The organism is Caulobacter sp. SRI_014 (assembly GCF_057586315.1).
On the sequence record NZ_JBYCZQ010000007.1, the window covers coordinates 101,452 to 115,574 of the forward strand.

The 14,123-nt window shown below is 68.6% G+C and carries 14 protein-coding genes; 5 read left to right on the forward strand and 9 right to left on the reverse strand.

The features are described 5' to 3' along the window. Positions 1-11: 11 nt before the first annotated feature. Positions 12-686, reverse strand: coding sequence for a P-loop NTPase family protein (locus AC2YG9_RS15860; RefSeq protein WP_487298951.1), 675 nt, complete (start codon positions 684-686; stop codon positions 12-14). A gap of 396 nt (positions 687-1,082) precedes the next feature. Then, a complete protein-coding gene (locus AC2YG9_RS15865) occupies positions 1,083-1,802 on the reverse strand; it encodes a class I SAM-dependent methyltransferase (protein WP_487298952.1) in 720 nt (239 codons plus the stop codon). Between the two features lie 87 nt (positions 1,803-1,889). Between AC2YG9_RS15865 and AC2YG9_RS15870 the strand changes: the two genes are divergently transcribed. After that, positions 1,890-2,177: a hypothetical protein gene (locus tag AC2YG9_RS15870; RefSeq protein ID WP_487298953.1), complete on the forward strand. Its 288-nt coding sequence runs from the start codon at positions 1,890-1,892 to the stop codon at positions 2,175-2,177. Positions 2,178-2,258: 81 nt separating this feature from the next. Beyond that, positions 2,259-4,037 carry an aspartate--tRNA ligase gene (gene aspS, locus AC2YG9_RS15875; protein WP_487298954.1) on the forward strand — a complete coding sequence of 593 codons (1,779 nt, stop codon included), beginning with the start codon at positions 2,259-2,261 and terminating at the stop codon, positions 4,035-4,037. A gap of 6 nt (positions 4,038-4,043) precedes the next feature. Here the strand turns inward: aspS and AC2YG9_RS15880 are convergent, their stop codons facing one another. Both AC2YG9_RS15880 and AC2YG9_RS15885 read right to left on the reverse strand, forming a co-directional pair. Next, positions 4,044-4,364: a 2Fe-2S iron-sulfur cluster-binding protein gene (locus AC2YG9_RS15880; protein WP_487298955.1), complete on the reverse strand. Its 321-nt coding sequence runs from the start codon at positions 4,362-4,364 to the stop codon at positions 4,044-4,046. Positions 4,365-4,372: 8 nt separating this feature from the next. After that, positions 4,373-5,626 carry a cytochrome P450 gene (locus AC2YG9_RS15885; RefSeq protein WP_487298956.1) on the reverse strand — a complete coding sequence of 418 codons (1,254 nt, stop codon included), beginning with the start codon at positions 5,624-5,626 and terminating at the stop codon, positions 4,373-4,375. Between the two features lie 146 nt (positions 5,627-5,772). Between AC2YG9_RS15885 and AC2YG9_RS15890 the strand changes: the two genes are divergently transcribed. Continuing rightward, positions 5,773-6,744 carry an AraC family transcriptional regulator gene (locus AC2YG9_RS15890; RefSeq protein WP_487298957.1) on the forward strand — a complete coding sequence of 324 codons (972 nt, stop codon included), beginning with the start codon at positions 5,773-5,775 and terminating at the stop codon, positions 6,742-6,744. Here AC2YG9_RS15890 and AC2YG9_RS15895 read toward each other — a convergent pair. From AC2YG9_RS15895 to AC2YG9_RS15905, 3 genes are all read right to left on the reverse strand, one after another. Then, a complete protein-coding gene (locus AC2YG9_RS15895; protein WP_487298958.1) occupies positions 6,741-7,601 on the reverse strand; it encodes a pentapeptide repeat-containing protein in 861 nt (286 codons plus the stop codon). The two genes, AC2YG9_RS15890 and AC2YG9_RS15895, sit on opposite strands and share 4 nt — an antisense overlap. A gap of 87 nt (positions 7,602-7,688) precedes the next feature. Next, positions 7,689-8,174 (reverse strand): pentapeptide repeat-containing protein, encoded by a 486-nt coding sequence (locus AC2YG9_RS15900; protein WP_487298959.1) that lies wholly within the window; start codon positions 8,172-8,174, stop codon positions 7,689-7,691. A gap of 47 nt (positions 8,175-8,221) precedes the next feature. Then, positions 8,222-10,765 (reverse strand): TSCPD domain-containing protein, encoded by a 2,544-nt coding sequence (locus AC2YG9_RS15905; protein ID WP_487298960.1) that lies wholly within the window; start codon positions 10,763-10,765, stop codon positions 8,222-8,224. A 362-nt stretch (positions 10,766-11,127) separates the two neighbouring features. On the opposite strand from AC2YG9_RS15905, the gene AC2YG9_RS15910 reads away from it, so the two are divergent. Both AC2YG9_RS15910 and AC2YG9_RS15915 read left to right on the forward strand, forming a co-directional pair. Beyond that, a complete protein-coding gene (locus AC2YG9_RS15910; RefSeq protein ID WP_487298961.1) occupies positions 11,128-11,526 on the forward strand; it encodes an NADH:ubiquinone oxidoreductase subunit NDUFA12 in 399 nt (132 codons plus the stop codon). 2 nt (positions 11,527-11,528) lie between these two features. Further along, positions 11,529-12,146 carry a DUF2155 domain-containing protein gene (locus AC2YG9_RS15915; RefSeq protein ID WP_487298962.1) on the forward strand — a complete coding sequence of 206 codons (618 nt, stop codon included), beginning with the start codon at positions 11,529-11,531 and terminating at the stop codon, positions 12,144-12,146. Here the strand turns inward: AC2YG9_RS15915 and aat are convergent. Continuing rightward, positions 12,110-12,766, reverse strand: a complete 657-nt coding sequence (gene aat / locus AC2YG9_RS15920) for a leucyl/phenylalanyl-tRNA--protein transferase (RefSeq protein WP_487298963.1) — start codon at positions 12,764-12,766, stop codon at positions 12,110-12,112. The two genes, AC2YG9_RS15915 and aat, sit on opposite strands and share 37 nt — an antisense overlap. 13 nt (positions 12,767-12,779) lie before the next feature. Beyond that, on the reverse strand, positions 12,780-14,123 hold the full coding sequence (accC, locus tag AC2YG9_RS15925) for an acetyl-CoA carboxylase biotin carboxylase subunit (protein WP_487298964.1): 1,344 nt from the start codon (positions 14,121-14,123) through the stop codon (positions 12,780-12,782).

Below are 14,123 nucleotides of genomic sequence, written 5' to 3' on the forward strand. Positions count from 1 at the left end.
CGATCATCCGGTCAGGCCGGTTCGGCGTCCTCGAAGAGGTCGCTGGTCTCATCCAAAAGTTCCCGGGCCAGGGCGCGGTTGATCGCCCGTCCGCGCGAGGCGGCCGCCTCATCCATCCGGGCCGCCAGGATGCGGGCGGCGGTCACCGACCGCTCCATGCGGCTCAGCAGGTAGGGGTAGAGGTCGTCGTCGGGCTTGATGTGGCGGGCCTTGAACAGAGCCTCGAGCACGGCGCGCAGCTGGGCGTCGTCCGGCGGGTCGATCTCGGCCACCGCCAGGGCATTGTAGCGGGAGCGCAGGTCGGGCAGGGCGGTCGGCCAGGCCAGCGGGCGTTCACGGCCAGTCAACAGCACGGCGCGGCCGGCCTGGGCCTGGTTGAGCAGGTGGAAGACGGCCTCGTCCTCGCCCAGCAGGTCGGCGTCCTCGACCAGGACCGGGCCGTTGCCGTCGAGGCTGGGACTGCGGCCGGGGAAGACGAGCTGGGCGCCGTTGGCGTCGGCCCAGGTCTGGGCCAGGTGGGTCTTGCCGCTGCCGGCCGGGCCGATCAGGGCCAGCGCCCCGCGCCCGAGGCTGGCCCAGTCGTCGAGCGCCATCACCGCCGAGCGGTTGGCGTCGGACAGCACGAAGGCGTCGCGCGTCCAGCTGGTCGCGGGCTCGAACGGAAGACGGAACTGGGCGGCGCTCACCGGAGGGTTCTAGCAAGCGACCACGCGGCGGTCACGGCGCGGTCGCCGCAGGGGCGGGGAGAACCGGCGGCGGCCTGTGGACAACAGGCTTAACGGAGCGGTCCCATGGATATGTATAGACATATTCATCTTCGGCACGGGCTGGAGCGCCCGATCGGCCCGGACAGCCGTCGCCGGCGCCGGCGCCGACAGCGTGGGGGATTGATCCATCCTGGCGCGTAGGCGGGCGACCTCACCAGGCCGTCAACATTTCCCGCCTCGGCGCCTACGCCTCATCAACGCCGGCGCCAACTTTCACAGCGTTGGCGCCACCTGAAATATCACGGCAATTCAGCGGCTTGCCGAATATTGCCGTCTTACATCATCGGGCGCGTGGTATAATTGTTGGTCGCTTCGCTAGGGCTTGCGCCCACTCACCGCCGTTGCGCAGCCGAAGAACAGCCTGTGGTAGGTGACCTCCAGCCCTTCGGCCCGCATCATCTCCGCCAGCCCGGACGCATCTCCGAAATTGCTGCTGTAGGTCCCGATCATCGCAAAATCCTGCGCTCCACGAAGGAACAGCCGTTCGATCAGCGGCAGCACGACCAACAGATGCAGCCGGTACAGCGGCCGCAACCACCACCCCTTCGGATCGGAGGCCTCGATCATGGAAAACACGCCGCCCGGTTTCAGCACCCGCGCCGTCAGCTTCGCCAGTCGCCCATGCTGCTCGGCATTGAAGGTCTTCAGCCCAAAGGTTGCGATCACGAAATCGGCGCTGTCGGAGGCCAGTTCGCTGGCCAGCAGGTCATCCTCTATGAAGGCGATCCTGTGGGCCCGCATCGCGTGAAGGCGTTCCATGGCCCGCCTGTGCATCCCCGAAGAGATGTCGACGGCGGTGATGGCGCCAAGGTCCGGAAAGCGCTTCAGCAGGTGCGGCCAGACCTCGCCGGTGCCGGCCATGAAGTCGTAGCCGTTGGGCGCCGCCACGGCAGGTGGCGGCATCAGGGCGACGCACTGGCGCCGCCAGCGCTCGGTGAAACCCATCGAACAGACGTAGCTGAAGGCGATATAGCGGTCGGAACAGCGATCGAAGACGGCCTTGACGAACCGGGGGTCATAGAGGTCTTCGGACATGGGGCCAGATGATCCGGCTTCGTGGGCCGGTGCAATGGGGGACACATGCCGGGTGGGCATCTGCGTAGCTTCGCGAAAGTGGCGACGATGCCTGAGGCGCTCGATGTCGCCCGTGATCTGCTGGCCGTGCTTGACGGCGCGGCGACGGTGAAGAGCCTGTTGGTGGAGCCCTACTACAAGGAGGAAGGCTGGATCGAGATCACCCCGACCTTCAGCGACTTCGACATGGAGGCGGTCAAGGCGCGCCTGGCCCCCGACTGGGTCGAGGGTGGCGAGTGCTGGATCTGGAACCCGGAGGCCCACTGGAACAAGGGCGAAGGAGCTTCTTTCGCCGTTCGCCACATCGTCTGGGCGATGGTCGAAGCGACCGATTGAAAGCGCCGTCTGCCTTGACTTTCCGGGGGCTCCATGCGCCCTTCCGCGCCTCTCGAAATTCCGACTCTGAAGCTTAGATTCATGCACGCCTATCGCACCCATACCTGCGGCGCCCTGCGCGCCACCGACACCGGCGCCGCGGTGCGCCTGTCCGGCTGGATCCATCGCAAGCGCGATCATGGCGGTCTGCTGTTCATCGACCTGCGCGACCACTATGGCCTGACCCAGCTGGTCCTGCACCCGGGCACGCCCGGCTTCGACGCCGTCGAGCGCCTGCGCGCCGAGAGCGTGATCCGGGTCGATGGCGAGGTCGTCGCCCGCTCGGCCGAGACGGTGAACGCCAACCTGGGCACCGGGGAAGTGGAAGTGCGCGTCAGCGCCGTGGAAGTGCTCTCGGAAGCGGCCGAGTTGCCGCTGCCGGTGTTCGGCGAGCCGGACTACCCCGAAGAGATCCGGCTGAAGCACCGCTACCTCGATCTGCGCCGGGAAACCCTGCACAAGAACATCGTCCTGCGCTCGAAGGTCATCGACAGCATCCGCAAGCGGATGGTCGGCCAGGGCTTCCTTGAGTACCAGACTCCGATCCTGACGGCCTCGTCGCCGGAAGGCGCGCGCGACTTCCTGGTGCCCTCGCGCCTGCATCCCAGCAAGTTCTACGCGCTGCCTCAGGCCCCGCAGCAGTTCAAGCAACTGCTGATGGTCTCGGGCTTCGACCGCTACTTCCAGATCGCGCCCTGTTTCCGCGACGAAGACCTGCGCGCCGACCGCAGCCTCGAATTCTATCAGCTCGACGTCGAGATGAGCTTCGTGACGCAAGAGGACGTGTTCGCGGCCATTGAGCCGGTGATGCACGGCGTGTTCGAGGAGTTCGCCGACGGCAAGTCGGTGACGCCTTACCCGTTCCCGCGCATCCCCTACCGCGACGCCATCGCCTGGTACGGTTCGGACAAGCCCGACACCCGCAACCCGATCAAGATGTCGGACGCCTCCGACCACTTCCGCGGCGGCGGCTTCGGCCTGTTCGCCCGCATCCTGGAGACCGGGAAGAACGCCGTCTGGGCGATCCCGGCGCCGGGCGGCGGCTCGCGCGCCTTCTGCGACCGGATGAACAGCTGGGCCCAGGGCGAAGGCCAGCCGGGTCTCGGCTACATCTTCTGGAGCGCCGACCAGAACGCCTGGGGCGGTCCGATCGCAAAGAACCTTGGCGAAGAGAAGACCCAGGGGCTGATGACCAGCCTGGGCCTCGGCGAAGGCGACGCCGCCTTCTTCGTCGCCGGCGATCCGAGCGTCTTCTACAAGTTCGCCGGTTCGGCCCGTACCCGCGTGGGCACGGAACTGAAGCTGATCGACGAGGGCAAGTTCGAGTTCTGCTGGATCGTCGACTTCCCGATGTTCGAGTGGAGCGAGGAAGAGAAGAAGGTCGACTTCAGCCACAACCCCTTCTCGATGCCGCAGGGCGAACTGGAGGCGCTGGAGACCAAGGACCCGCTCGATATCCTGGCCTACCAGTACGACATCGTCTGCAACGGCTACGAGCTGTGCTCGGGCGCGATCCGGAACCACAAGGCCGAGATCATGCTCAAGGCCTTCGAGATCGCCGGCTACGACGCCTCGGTGGTCGAGGGGCAGTTCGGCGGCATGCTGAACGCCTTCCGCTATGGCGCGCCGCCGCACGGTGGTCTGGCCCCCGGCATCGACCGCATCGTCATGCTGCTGGCCGGCCAGACGGCGATCCGTGAGGTCATCGCCTTCCCGCTGAACCAGCAGGGTCAGGATTTGCTGATGAGCGCCCCGTCGGAAGTCTCGGACAAGCAGCTGAAAGAGCTGCACATCCGGCTGAACCCGCCGCTCAAGGCCTAGCCTTGGCTAGTGCTGCGCCTCGGGCAGGCGGACGATCAGTCCGTCGTGCTCGTCGGCAATCTTGATCTGGCAGGCCAGGCGGGAGGTTTCCTGCACGCCCTCCGCGAAGTCGAGCATGGAGGCCTCCATGGCCCCGCGCTCGCCCAGCCGGTCCATCCAGGCCGGGTCGACATAGACATGGCAGGTGGCGCAGGCGCAGGCCCCGCCGCAATCGGCGTCGATGCCCGGGATGTTGTTGCTGACCGCCCCCTGCATCAGGCTGGTCCCGACGGGCAGGGTGACGCTGTGCACGGAGCCGTCGTGCTGGACATAGGTGATGACAGGCATGGGATCTCTCAGGCCGGGATGCGGACGGGCAGGTTGAGGTAGCCCTTGACGAAGGGCGAGGGGACGCGCTCGGGCTCGCCCATCACCTCGATGACCGGGAACCGGGCCAGGATTTCCTCCCAGATGATGCGCAGCTGCATTTCCGCCAGCCGGTTGCCGACACAGCGGTGGATGCCGTAGCCGAAGGACATGTGGGTGCGGGGCCGCTCGCGGTCGATGATGTAGGCGTTGGGGTTGTCGATCACGGCATCGTCGCGGTTGCCCGAGACGTACCACATGACGACCTTGTCGCCCTTCTTGATGGTCTTGCCCTGGAACTCGATGTCCTCCAGCGCCGTGCGGCGCATGTGGGCCAGCGGCGTTTGCCAGCGGATGGTTTCGGAGACCATCGACGGGATCAGTTCGGGGTTGGCGCGCAGTTTGGCGAACTGATCGGGGTTCTTGCTGAGGGCGTAGAGCGAGCCGGTGATGCTGTTGCGGGTGGTGTCGTTGCCGCCGACGATCAGCAGGATCAGGTTCCCCAGATACTCCTCGGGGCTCATGTTCCGGGTGGCCTCGCCGTGGGCCAGCATGGAGATCAGGTCGCCGGTCGGCGGCGCGTTGACCCGCTGGTTCCACAGCTCGGTGAAGGCGGCGAGGCACTCCATCAGCTCGGCCAGCTTCTGTTCCTCGGTCTCGACCACCTGGCCGGGGCCGGGGATGCAGGCGCCGACGTCGGACCACCAGGTCAGCTTGCGGCGCTGCTCGAACGGGAAGTCGAACAGGGTGGCCAGCATCTGGGTGGTCAGCTCGATGGAGACCTTGTCGACCCAGTCGAAGGTTTCGCCGCGCGGCAGCTCGTCGAGAATCTTGCCGGCCCGTTCGCGGATCAGCGGTTCCAGGCGTTCGAGGTTGGCGGGGGACACGGCCGGGCTGACGACTTTCCGTTGCTGGTCATGCTTGGGCGGATCCATGGCGATGAACATCGGCAGGCGCAGCTCGGCGCCCTGGTCCAGGATGGCGATACCGCCCAGCGCCGCTTCCGACGAGAAGACCTGATGGTTGATGTCCACGGCCATGATGTCGTTGTAGCGGGTGATCGACCAGTAGGGGCCGAACAGGCTGTTGGCGCAGTAGTGGACCGGGTCCTCGGCCCGCAGGCGCTCGAAATAGGGCCAGTGGCTGTCGGTGGCCCACAGGTCGATGGCGCTGACGTCGATCTGGTCGAGGGGGATGGAATAGGCGCGCTCGCGCGCGGACTGGTGCACAGAACCGTCGGCCATCGGGATTTCCTCCAGGGTCGCCTGCCTCGAGGCAGGTCTATGGGTGCAGGCTAGGCGTGACGTTGCGTGAGGGGGATGGCGCAGAATGCCAATCTCATGGCATTTTGCGCCACATGGGGGAGCGCAACACGCTCGAACGGTTGCCGATGACGCCGGGATACTTCCGGCTGATCCTGCGCGGCTATGGCGCTACGCCCGAGCGGCGGGCGGCCATTCTCGAGGGCACCGGCGTCACCGAGGCCATGGCGGCCGACGGCGCCGCCGACATCAGCCTGTTCCAGCAGGTCCGCCAGATCGAGAACATGGTCGGGCTGTTCGGCGACGGCTGGGCGCTGGACCATCCGGATCTGTGGAACCCGGCCTCGCACGGGCCGCTGGGCGTGGCCGGGCTGACGGCCCCCAACATCGCCGGGCTGATCGATGTGCTGCAGCGGTTCGGCTTCGTGCGCGCGCCCTTCTACAAGATGACGGTGCGCAAGGGCCCGGGCTGGCGACGGCTTGAGTATGCTGTGACCGTCTCGATCGAGGAGCGGCTGTGGCGGCCGATGATGGAGATCGCCATGGTCGGAGTGCAGCGGATCCTCGCGACGGTGCTGACCGTGCCGACGCGGGAGGCGGCCTTCCACTTCGCCTGTCCCGAGCCGGCCCATGCCGACAAGGTGCGGGCGGTGTTGGGAGAGCACGTCGTCTATGACGCGCCGGTCAATGCGGTGCGGTTTCCCGCCGCCTGGCTGGAGGTGGCCTCGCCGTTCGCTGATCCGGCCCTGCATGCGGCGGCGGTCACGGAGCTGCAGGCGGCGGAGAAACGGGTGTCCGAGCCGGTCGGGCTGCGCGGGCGGGTCGAGCGGTTGTTGAAGACCCTGCCGGTCGGGCGGCTGACGGCGGAGGAGACGGCGCGGCTGATGGGGGTGTCGCGGCGGACCCTGGTGCGCAAGCTGGCCGAGACCGGGGTCGGCTATCGCCAGCTCCTGGACGCGGAGCTGCGGGAACGGGCCGAGCGGATGCTGCGGGACAGCAGCCTGACCCAGGCGCGGATCGCCGAGGCGCTGGGCTATGCCGATCCGACCAGCTTCAGCCGGTCATGCCGTCGATGGTTTGGAGCCGAAAGGCCGCGTTAGTTGCGCGGGGCTTTGGGGGGCTTGGGCGGCTCGGGCGCGCGGGGCGGAGCCGGCACGTTGTAGACCATGATCCGGCGGCCCTTGCAGATGCGCGGGGTCAGGCCGTTGGGCAGGCGGGTCGAGTTGTCCGAGCAGGCTTCATTGACCTGGTGCTGGGTCAGATTGCGGGCCCGGCTGAGATCGGCGCCGAACAGGACCGCGTTCGAGAGGTCGGCATCGCGGAAGTCGGCGTTATTGAAGGTCGAGCGCATCAGCACCGCGCCCGACAGGTCAGCGTCGCGGAAATTGGCGCCGGTGAAGGTCGAGCCGATCAGCCGGGCGCCGACCAGTTCGGCGTCGCGGAAGCTGGCGCCCGGGGCCTGGGCATTGGTGATCACGGCGTGCGGCAGCTCGGCGTCGCGGAAGTTTGTGCCGCTGAGATTGGCGCCGTTGAAATTGACCGCCGGCAGTTCGGCGTCCTGGAAGCTGGCGCGGGTGAAGTTGGCCTTCTGGAACACCGCCCCGGCGCCCTCGACCCCGTCGAGCTCGGCGCCGGTGAAGTCGGCGTAGGAGAAGTTGGAGCCCATCATCTCGGCGCCCGAGAGGTCGGCGTCGGCCAGGTGGGCGGACTGGAAGTTGGAGCCCACGAAGCTGGCGCCGCGCAGGTCGGCCCGGACCAGGGCGGCCCCGCCGAAGTCGGCGCCGGTGAAGCGGGCCTTGACCAGTTTCTTGCCCGACAGGTCGCAGGCCCGGCAGGCGCCGCCGAACGACAGCTGACGGGGAATGTCCTTCTCGTCCGGAATGACCCGGGCCTCGGCGACGCCGGCGGCGGCGGCCATGAGAGTGAAGGCGGAAAGGGCGACAGCGAGCTTGTTCATCGCAATCAGATGTGGCCCACGTCACCCAAAGGCGCCACTTAATTCGCGGTAAGGATTGGGTTTTCCCGGATCCGGGTCACGCCCGGGTCAGCACTGCGGGATTCGCAGGCCCCTCGGCAGCTGGGTTGTCTCGTCGCCGCAGGCCTGGTCGAGCTGGCGCTGGGTCAGGCCGACGGCGCGGTCCATCTCGGCGCCCGAGAAGACGGCGCCGGTCAGGGTGGCGCCGCTGAAGTTGGCGCCCTGCAGATAGCTGCCGACGAAGTTGGCGTTGGACAGGTTGGCGCCGGCGAAACTGGCCCCGCCGAAGACGCCGGCCGAGGCGTCGACGTCGCGCAGGTCCGCGCCGGCGAAGCTGGCCCGGTTCATGACCACGGCGGTCAGGGTCGCCTGGCGCAGACGGGCCTTGCGGAAGTTGAGGCCGCTGCGCTCCAGACCCATGAGGTCGGCCTGGAACAGGTTGCAGCCAGGGCAGCTGGCGCCCTTCTGGACACGGCCGATCTGGCCGGCGTTCTGGGCGGTCGCGGGGCCGGCGAGGACGGTGGCGGCGAGCGTGAGGACGATGAGGCGCTTCATGGGCGCGAAACATCGCACGACAGGGGTCTTTGTTCGGTTAACGGCGCCTAGGAGCTGGCGTTCTGCTCCACGACCACGCCGCAGGTGTCGCAGACACCGCTGAACACCGACTGGTCGCCGCAGCTGGGGCAGACGCTGGCGGCGCGGGGGTGGTCGATCATCAGCTCGCCGGGGCGTTTGCCGAAGGGCAGGAAGACCAGGTTGTCGGGCGCGGCGCCACGCGAGAAGCCTTTGGAAATGAAGCGGCTGGCGGGCTGCGGTTCGGCTTCATAGGCGATGGCGTCGTCGGCCTTGCCGCGGCCCAGGCCATCGGCGTTGAGTTCCTCGCCGTCGGCGTTGGAGAGGTCGTTGCGGCCGAGGTAGCTGACGCCTAGTTCGCGGAAGACGTAGTCGAGGATCGAGGTCGCGCTGCGGATGGTGTCGTTTCCGGTCACCGGACCGGCGGGCTCGAAGCGGGTGAAGACGAAGGCGTCGACAAATTCCTCCAGCGGCACGCCGTATTGCAGGCCAATGGAGATGGCGATGGCGAAGTTGTTCATCACGCTCCGGAAGGCGGCCCCTTCCTTGTGCATGTCGATGAAGATCTCGCCGAGCTCGCCGTCGTCGTATTCGCCGGTGTGAAGGTAGACCTTGTGGCCGCCGACGGCCGCCTTCTGGATGTAGCCCTTGCGGCGGTCGGGCAGCTTGCGGCGGGTGCGGTCGCGCTCGATGACCCGCTCGATGATTCGCTCCTGGGCGGGAGCGGCGCGGGGCGCTTCGGGGGCGGCTTCCTCGGGGAGGTTGAGGCTGTAGGCCAGCGGGGCGAGACCACGGTCGAGGCGCAGGGCGCGAACGCCGGCGGCGAGGGCCTGGGCCTGGAGGAGCGCGGCTTCGGACGGCAGGGCGGTGAAGGCCAGCGGCAGACCCAGGGGACCGGCGTGGCCGCAGGCGTCCTCGATGGCCGCATGCAGGGCCAGGCGGGCGGCGAAGGGCTGGTCGGGATCGAGGATGGCGCGGGCGGCGGCGGAAAGGTCGGTCGCCTGGTCGAGGCTGGCCGAGCCGAGGACATAGGCGCCGGCTTCGGCGATCTGCCGGTCGGTGAAGCCGGACAGGCCGAGGGTGTCGAAGCCGGGCTGGCTGAGCGCCTCGGGATCGGCGCCGAGGATGTCGCGCAGGAAGCCCTCGCCGACCACCAGCGGGCTGAAGGCGTCGCGCAGGTCGGTGACCAGCGGCAGGACGGCCTGGATGGATTCGATTTCGAGGACAGTGAAGCCCAGGGCCGCCAGAGAGGCGGTGTTGATGTGCGGCGCTTCGCTGAAGTCGCGGTGGCCGAGCAGGGCCAGGCGCAGGGCGTCGGGGTCTTCGCCGAGGTAGGCGATGGCGTCGAGGGCCGGTTCGGCGATGACGCGGACGGTTTCGCCGTCCTCGGTCTCGGCAAGGGTCAGCGGGCCGGCCCAGGGGGCGGCGGCCATCGAGGCGGCGCCGAGGCGCAGCTGCAGTTCGGCGTCCTCATGCGGGGCGACATCCGCCAGGCCACGGGCGGCGGAGGCGGCGCGGCTCCACAGATCTGCGGCGAGGTCGCGGGCTTCGTCGCTGTCGTAGGCCAGGCCGCGCGAGACGATCAGGGCGGCGGTGTTGGCCAGCGTCAGGGTGGCGGGGGCGTCCTGGCCGGCGTCGAGGCGGACGGCCGTGGCCAGCAGGCGGGCGGCGGCCTCGAAACCCGGCACGTCAAAGGTGCGGCCGTTCTGGAAGGCGATCAGGTCGAGGGCGGCGACCGGGCCGGCGGCGCGGACCGAGAGGGCGGCGGCGTCCTCGGCGGTGAGGGCCAAGGTGGCGGCGCTGGTGCGCCAGCCGAGGGCGGCCAGTTCGCGCTCGCGGCCGGTATGGGCGTTGTCGGCGGCCTGGAGGATGACGGCGGGGCGTGGGGCCACCTCGGCCGGGGGCAGGGCGGTGGTCAGGCCGCAGAGGCCGGCGCCGATGGCGTCGGCGATGGCCGCGTCGCTTGCCCCGGCGGCGCGGGCGGCGCGGGCCATGCGGGCCAGGGCCGGATTGGCGTTGGGGTCGGCGCAGGCGGTGGCGTCGCCCTCGCAGCGGCGGACCGCGTCGCTGACGGCGGCGAGGCGCTCGGTCAGGGTGCGCAGGGCAGGCGCGGTCAGGTCATGGGCGGCGATGTCAGCGGCGAAGGCGGCGAGGCGGCGGTCGACGTCGGGGGCGGCCAGGTCGAGGACCGGCACGGGGGCGGAGCGCTGGGGCGCGGCGAAGGCGGCGATGCCGTGGCTCATCAGGGCGAAGAGCTCGTCGCGGAAGGCGCCGGCGTCGGTCGGGCGGGCGAAGAGGCCGGCGGTCCAGCCTTTGTTGGCGAGGTCCTGCGCCTTGCGGGCCGGGCCGCCGCCTAGCAGGCCGATGGGGGTCAGGGGTTGGCCGAGGACGTTGGGAAGGTCATCGGCGGTGGCGGGGTCGGTGAGCGTGTCGGCCCAGTCGGCCCAGGCCTGGACGCGGGCTCCGGGCCAGCTGACGGGCGCCAGCACGCCGGACAGGGCGCTGGTCCCCTCCAGGGTGCGAAGCTCGACTTCCGGCCCCGCGGCCTTGGCTCGCCGCCGCTCGAAACGCATACGTCCGCCGCTCCCACGCTAAGGCGGGCAGGGTAGGGCGCGGGGGCGGCGTGAGCAATAGATGATGGGGTGCGGCGTAGGGTCATCCACAAGATATGGTGCGATCAACGGTCCCTGTTCCCGCTTGTCGGCAGACGGTGTCGGCGAAGCCGACCGATGAGGGCAGCGCCGGCCGTGAACGATTGCGCGGGTTCTGGCGCGTTCGGCGCTGTGGCCAATCATTCGCTTCCGATCTGCGCTCATCCGCCCCCCTTCGGGGGCCACCTTCTGCCGACAAGCGGGACAAGGAACGCTTTGTTTTTCGTGCCGCGCCCTCTATGTTCCGCTCGAAATTCGACCCTCCCCGACAGACGGATTCTCCTGTGCTGAAAGCGATCTTTACCTGGTGGAACGGCGCCACGTTGGGGCAGACCTTCCACATCAAGCGCCGTGGCGTGAAGATCGGCCAGGACGAGTACGGCAATACCTACTACGAAGCCCGCGACGACAAGGACAGCTACGACGTCGGTCGCAAGCGCCGTTGGGTGATCTATAACGGGTATGCCGAGGCCTCGAAGGTGCCGCCGGATTGGCACGGGTGGCTGCGCTATACCTTCGACGAGCCGCCGACCATCGCCCCGTTGCCGCGCCGGAGCTGGGAGAAGGAACACCGGCCGAACCTGACCGGCACCGTCCACGCCTGGCGGCCCAAGGGCTCCATCGCCGGCGAAGGCCAGCGCGACAAGGCGACCGGCGACTACCTGCCCTGGACGCCCGAGTAGTCATGACGTTGCGGCTGATCCTCCTGGCGGCGGCGGGCCTGGCCATTGGCGGGGCGGCGGTCGCGCAAACCACGGCGCCGACGCCCAAGGCCGCGCCCGTTCCGAAGGCCGCGCCCGTTCCGAAGGCCGCGCCCACCGCACCGGCCCCGGAAGAGCCGCCGCCGGCCAATGTCACCGCACCGCCGCCGGTCGTGTCACAGCCCGTGGCGCCGGTGCCGATCGTGCCGCTGCCCGATCCCAAACCCGCCCCCAAGGCCAAAGCCGCCGCGGCCAAGCCGGTCGAGCCCCTGAAGCGCGTGCGCTCCGGCTCGGCCATCATCCAGGCGCTGGACAAGGTGACCGCCGAGACCCTGCGCTTCGAGGTGCCGGTCGGCCAGTCCGTCCGCTACAAGTCGCTGGTCTTCACCGTGCGCGCCTGCGAGAGCACGGCCCCGGACGAGACGGCCCCGGAATCGGCCGCCTACGTGCTGGTGGATTCCTCGCCGAAGCCGCAGCCTGGCCGGCCAACGCCGCCGACCCGGCAGGTGTTCAAGGGTTGGATGTTTGCCTCGTCGCCAGGTCTGAACCCCTTGCAGCACCCGGTCTATGACGCTTGGGTGATTGCCTGCAAGGCAGCCTGACCGTCGCCTTCAAAGCGGCCGAAATCACCTGATATGTCAAGCGCTTGTGCCAGTCTTCTGTGGTACTCGGCGCGTGAGATTTCGACGACTCCGAACTGGGTCAGGTGATCGGTCACGAACTGGCAGTCGAGCAGGCGGTAGCCGCCGATACGCAAGCGGGCAACCAGGTGCACCAGGGCAACCTTGCTGGCGTCGGTGGCGCGGCTGAACATGCTCTCGCCGAAGAAGGCTCCGCCCAATGAGACGCCGTACAGGCCGCCGACCAGTTCGCAGTCCCGCCAGGTCTCGACGCTGTGGGCCTGGCCGCGGCGGTGGAGCTCGCCGTAGAGGAACTCGATCACCGGGTTGATCCAGGTGTCCTCACGCCCCGGGGCTGATTGGGCGCAGAGGCCGACGACGCGGTTGAAGGCGGTGTCGACGCGGACCTCGAACTTCCCGGCTTTGACCGTGCGGGCCAGGCGGCTGGACAGCTGGAAGCCGTCGAGCGGCAGGACGCCGCGCCGCTGGGGATCGATGAGGAAGACGCCCTCATCGTCCCGCGAGTCGGCCATCGGGAAGACGCCGCGCCGGTAGCAGGCGATCAGGTCCTCGGCGGTGAAGGCGTCGTCCGTGTCCTTCATCCTGCCCCGAAGCCTAGGCCTGCGCTTTGAGCCAGTTTTCCAGCCAGTGAATGTTGTAGTCGCCGTTGCGGATGTCTTCGTTCTGCAGCAGGTCCTGGAACAGCGGGATGGTGGTCTCGATGCCGCTGACGACCATTTCGCCCAGGCACCGCTGGGTGCGGGCGATACATTCGGCGCGGTCGCGGCCGTGGACGATCAGCTTGCCCACGAGGCTGTCGTAGTAGGGCGGGATCGAATAGCCGGCGTAGAGGCCGCTATCGAGACGCACGCCCAGTCCGCCCGGCGCATGGAAGTCCGTCACCTTGCCCGGTGAAGGGGTGAAGGTGCGGGCGTTCTCGGCGTTGATGCGGCATTCGATGGCGTGGCCTTCGAAGACCACGTCGTCCTGGGTGAAGCTGAGCGGCAGGCCGGCGGCGATGCGGATCTGTTCGCGGACCAGGTCGATGCCGGTGATGGCTTCGGTGACCGGATGCTCGACCTGCAGGCGGGTATTCATTTCGATGAAGAAGAACTCGTCGTTCTCCCACAGGAACTCGATGGTGCCGACGCCGAGGTAGCCGATGGCGCGGATGGCCTCGACGACCGTCTGGCCGATCTTCTTGCGGCCCTCGGCGCTGAGGGCCGGCGAGGGGGCTTCTTCCAGCACCTTCTGGTGGCGGCGCTGCAAGGAGCAGTCGCGCTCGCCCAGGTGGACCACGTTGCCGTGGCTGTCGGCGATAACCTGGATCTCGATGTGGCGCGGGGTCTGGAGGTAGCGCTCCATGTAGACCGCGTCGTCGCCAAAGGCCGCGCGGGCCTCCGAGCGGGCTGTCGAGACAGCTTCGTAGAGGTCGTCCTGGGTCGCCGCGACCTTCATGCCGCGTCCGCCGCCGCCGGCGGCCGCCTTGATCAGGACCGGAAAGCCGATCTCCTTGGCCGCCGCGAAGGCTTCTTCCTCGGTGGTCACGGCGCCGTCGGAGCCGGGGACCACGGGGATGCCGGCGTCCTTGACCGCCTGCTTGGCGCTGATCTTGTCGCCCATCATGCGGATGTGCTCGGGCTTGGGCCCGATGAAGGTCATGCCGTGGGTGCCGACGATCTCGGCGAAGCGGGCGTTTTCCGACAGGAAGCCGTAGCCGGGATGGATCGCCTGGGCGCCGGTGATCTCGGCCGCCGCGATGATCGAGGGGATGTTCAGGTAGCTCTTGGCCGCCGGGGCCGGGCCGATGCAGACGCTTTCGTCGCACAGGCGGGCCCACATGCCGCTGGCGTCGGGCTCGGAGTGGACCGCCACGGTGGCGATGCCCATTTCCTTGCAGGCGCGGTGAATGCGGAGGGCGATTTCGCCCCGGTTGGCGATCAGGATCTTGTCGAACAC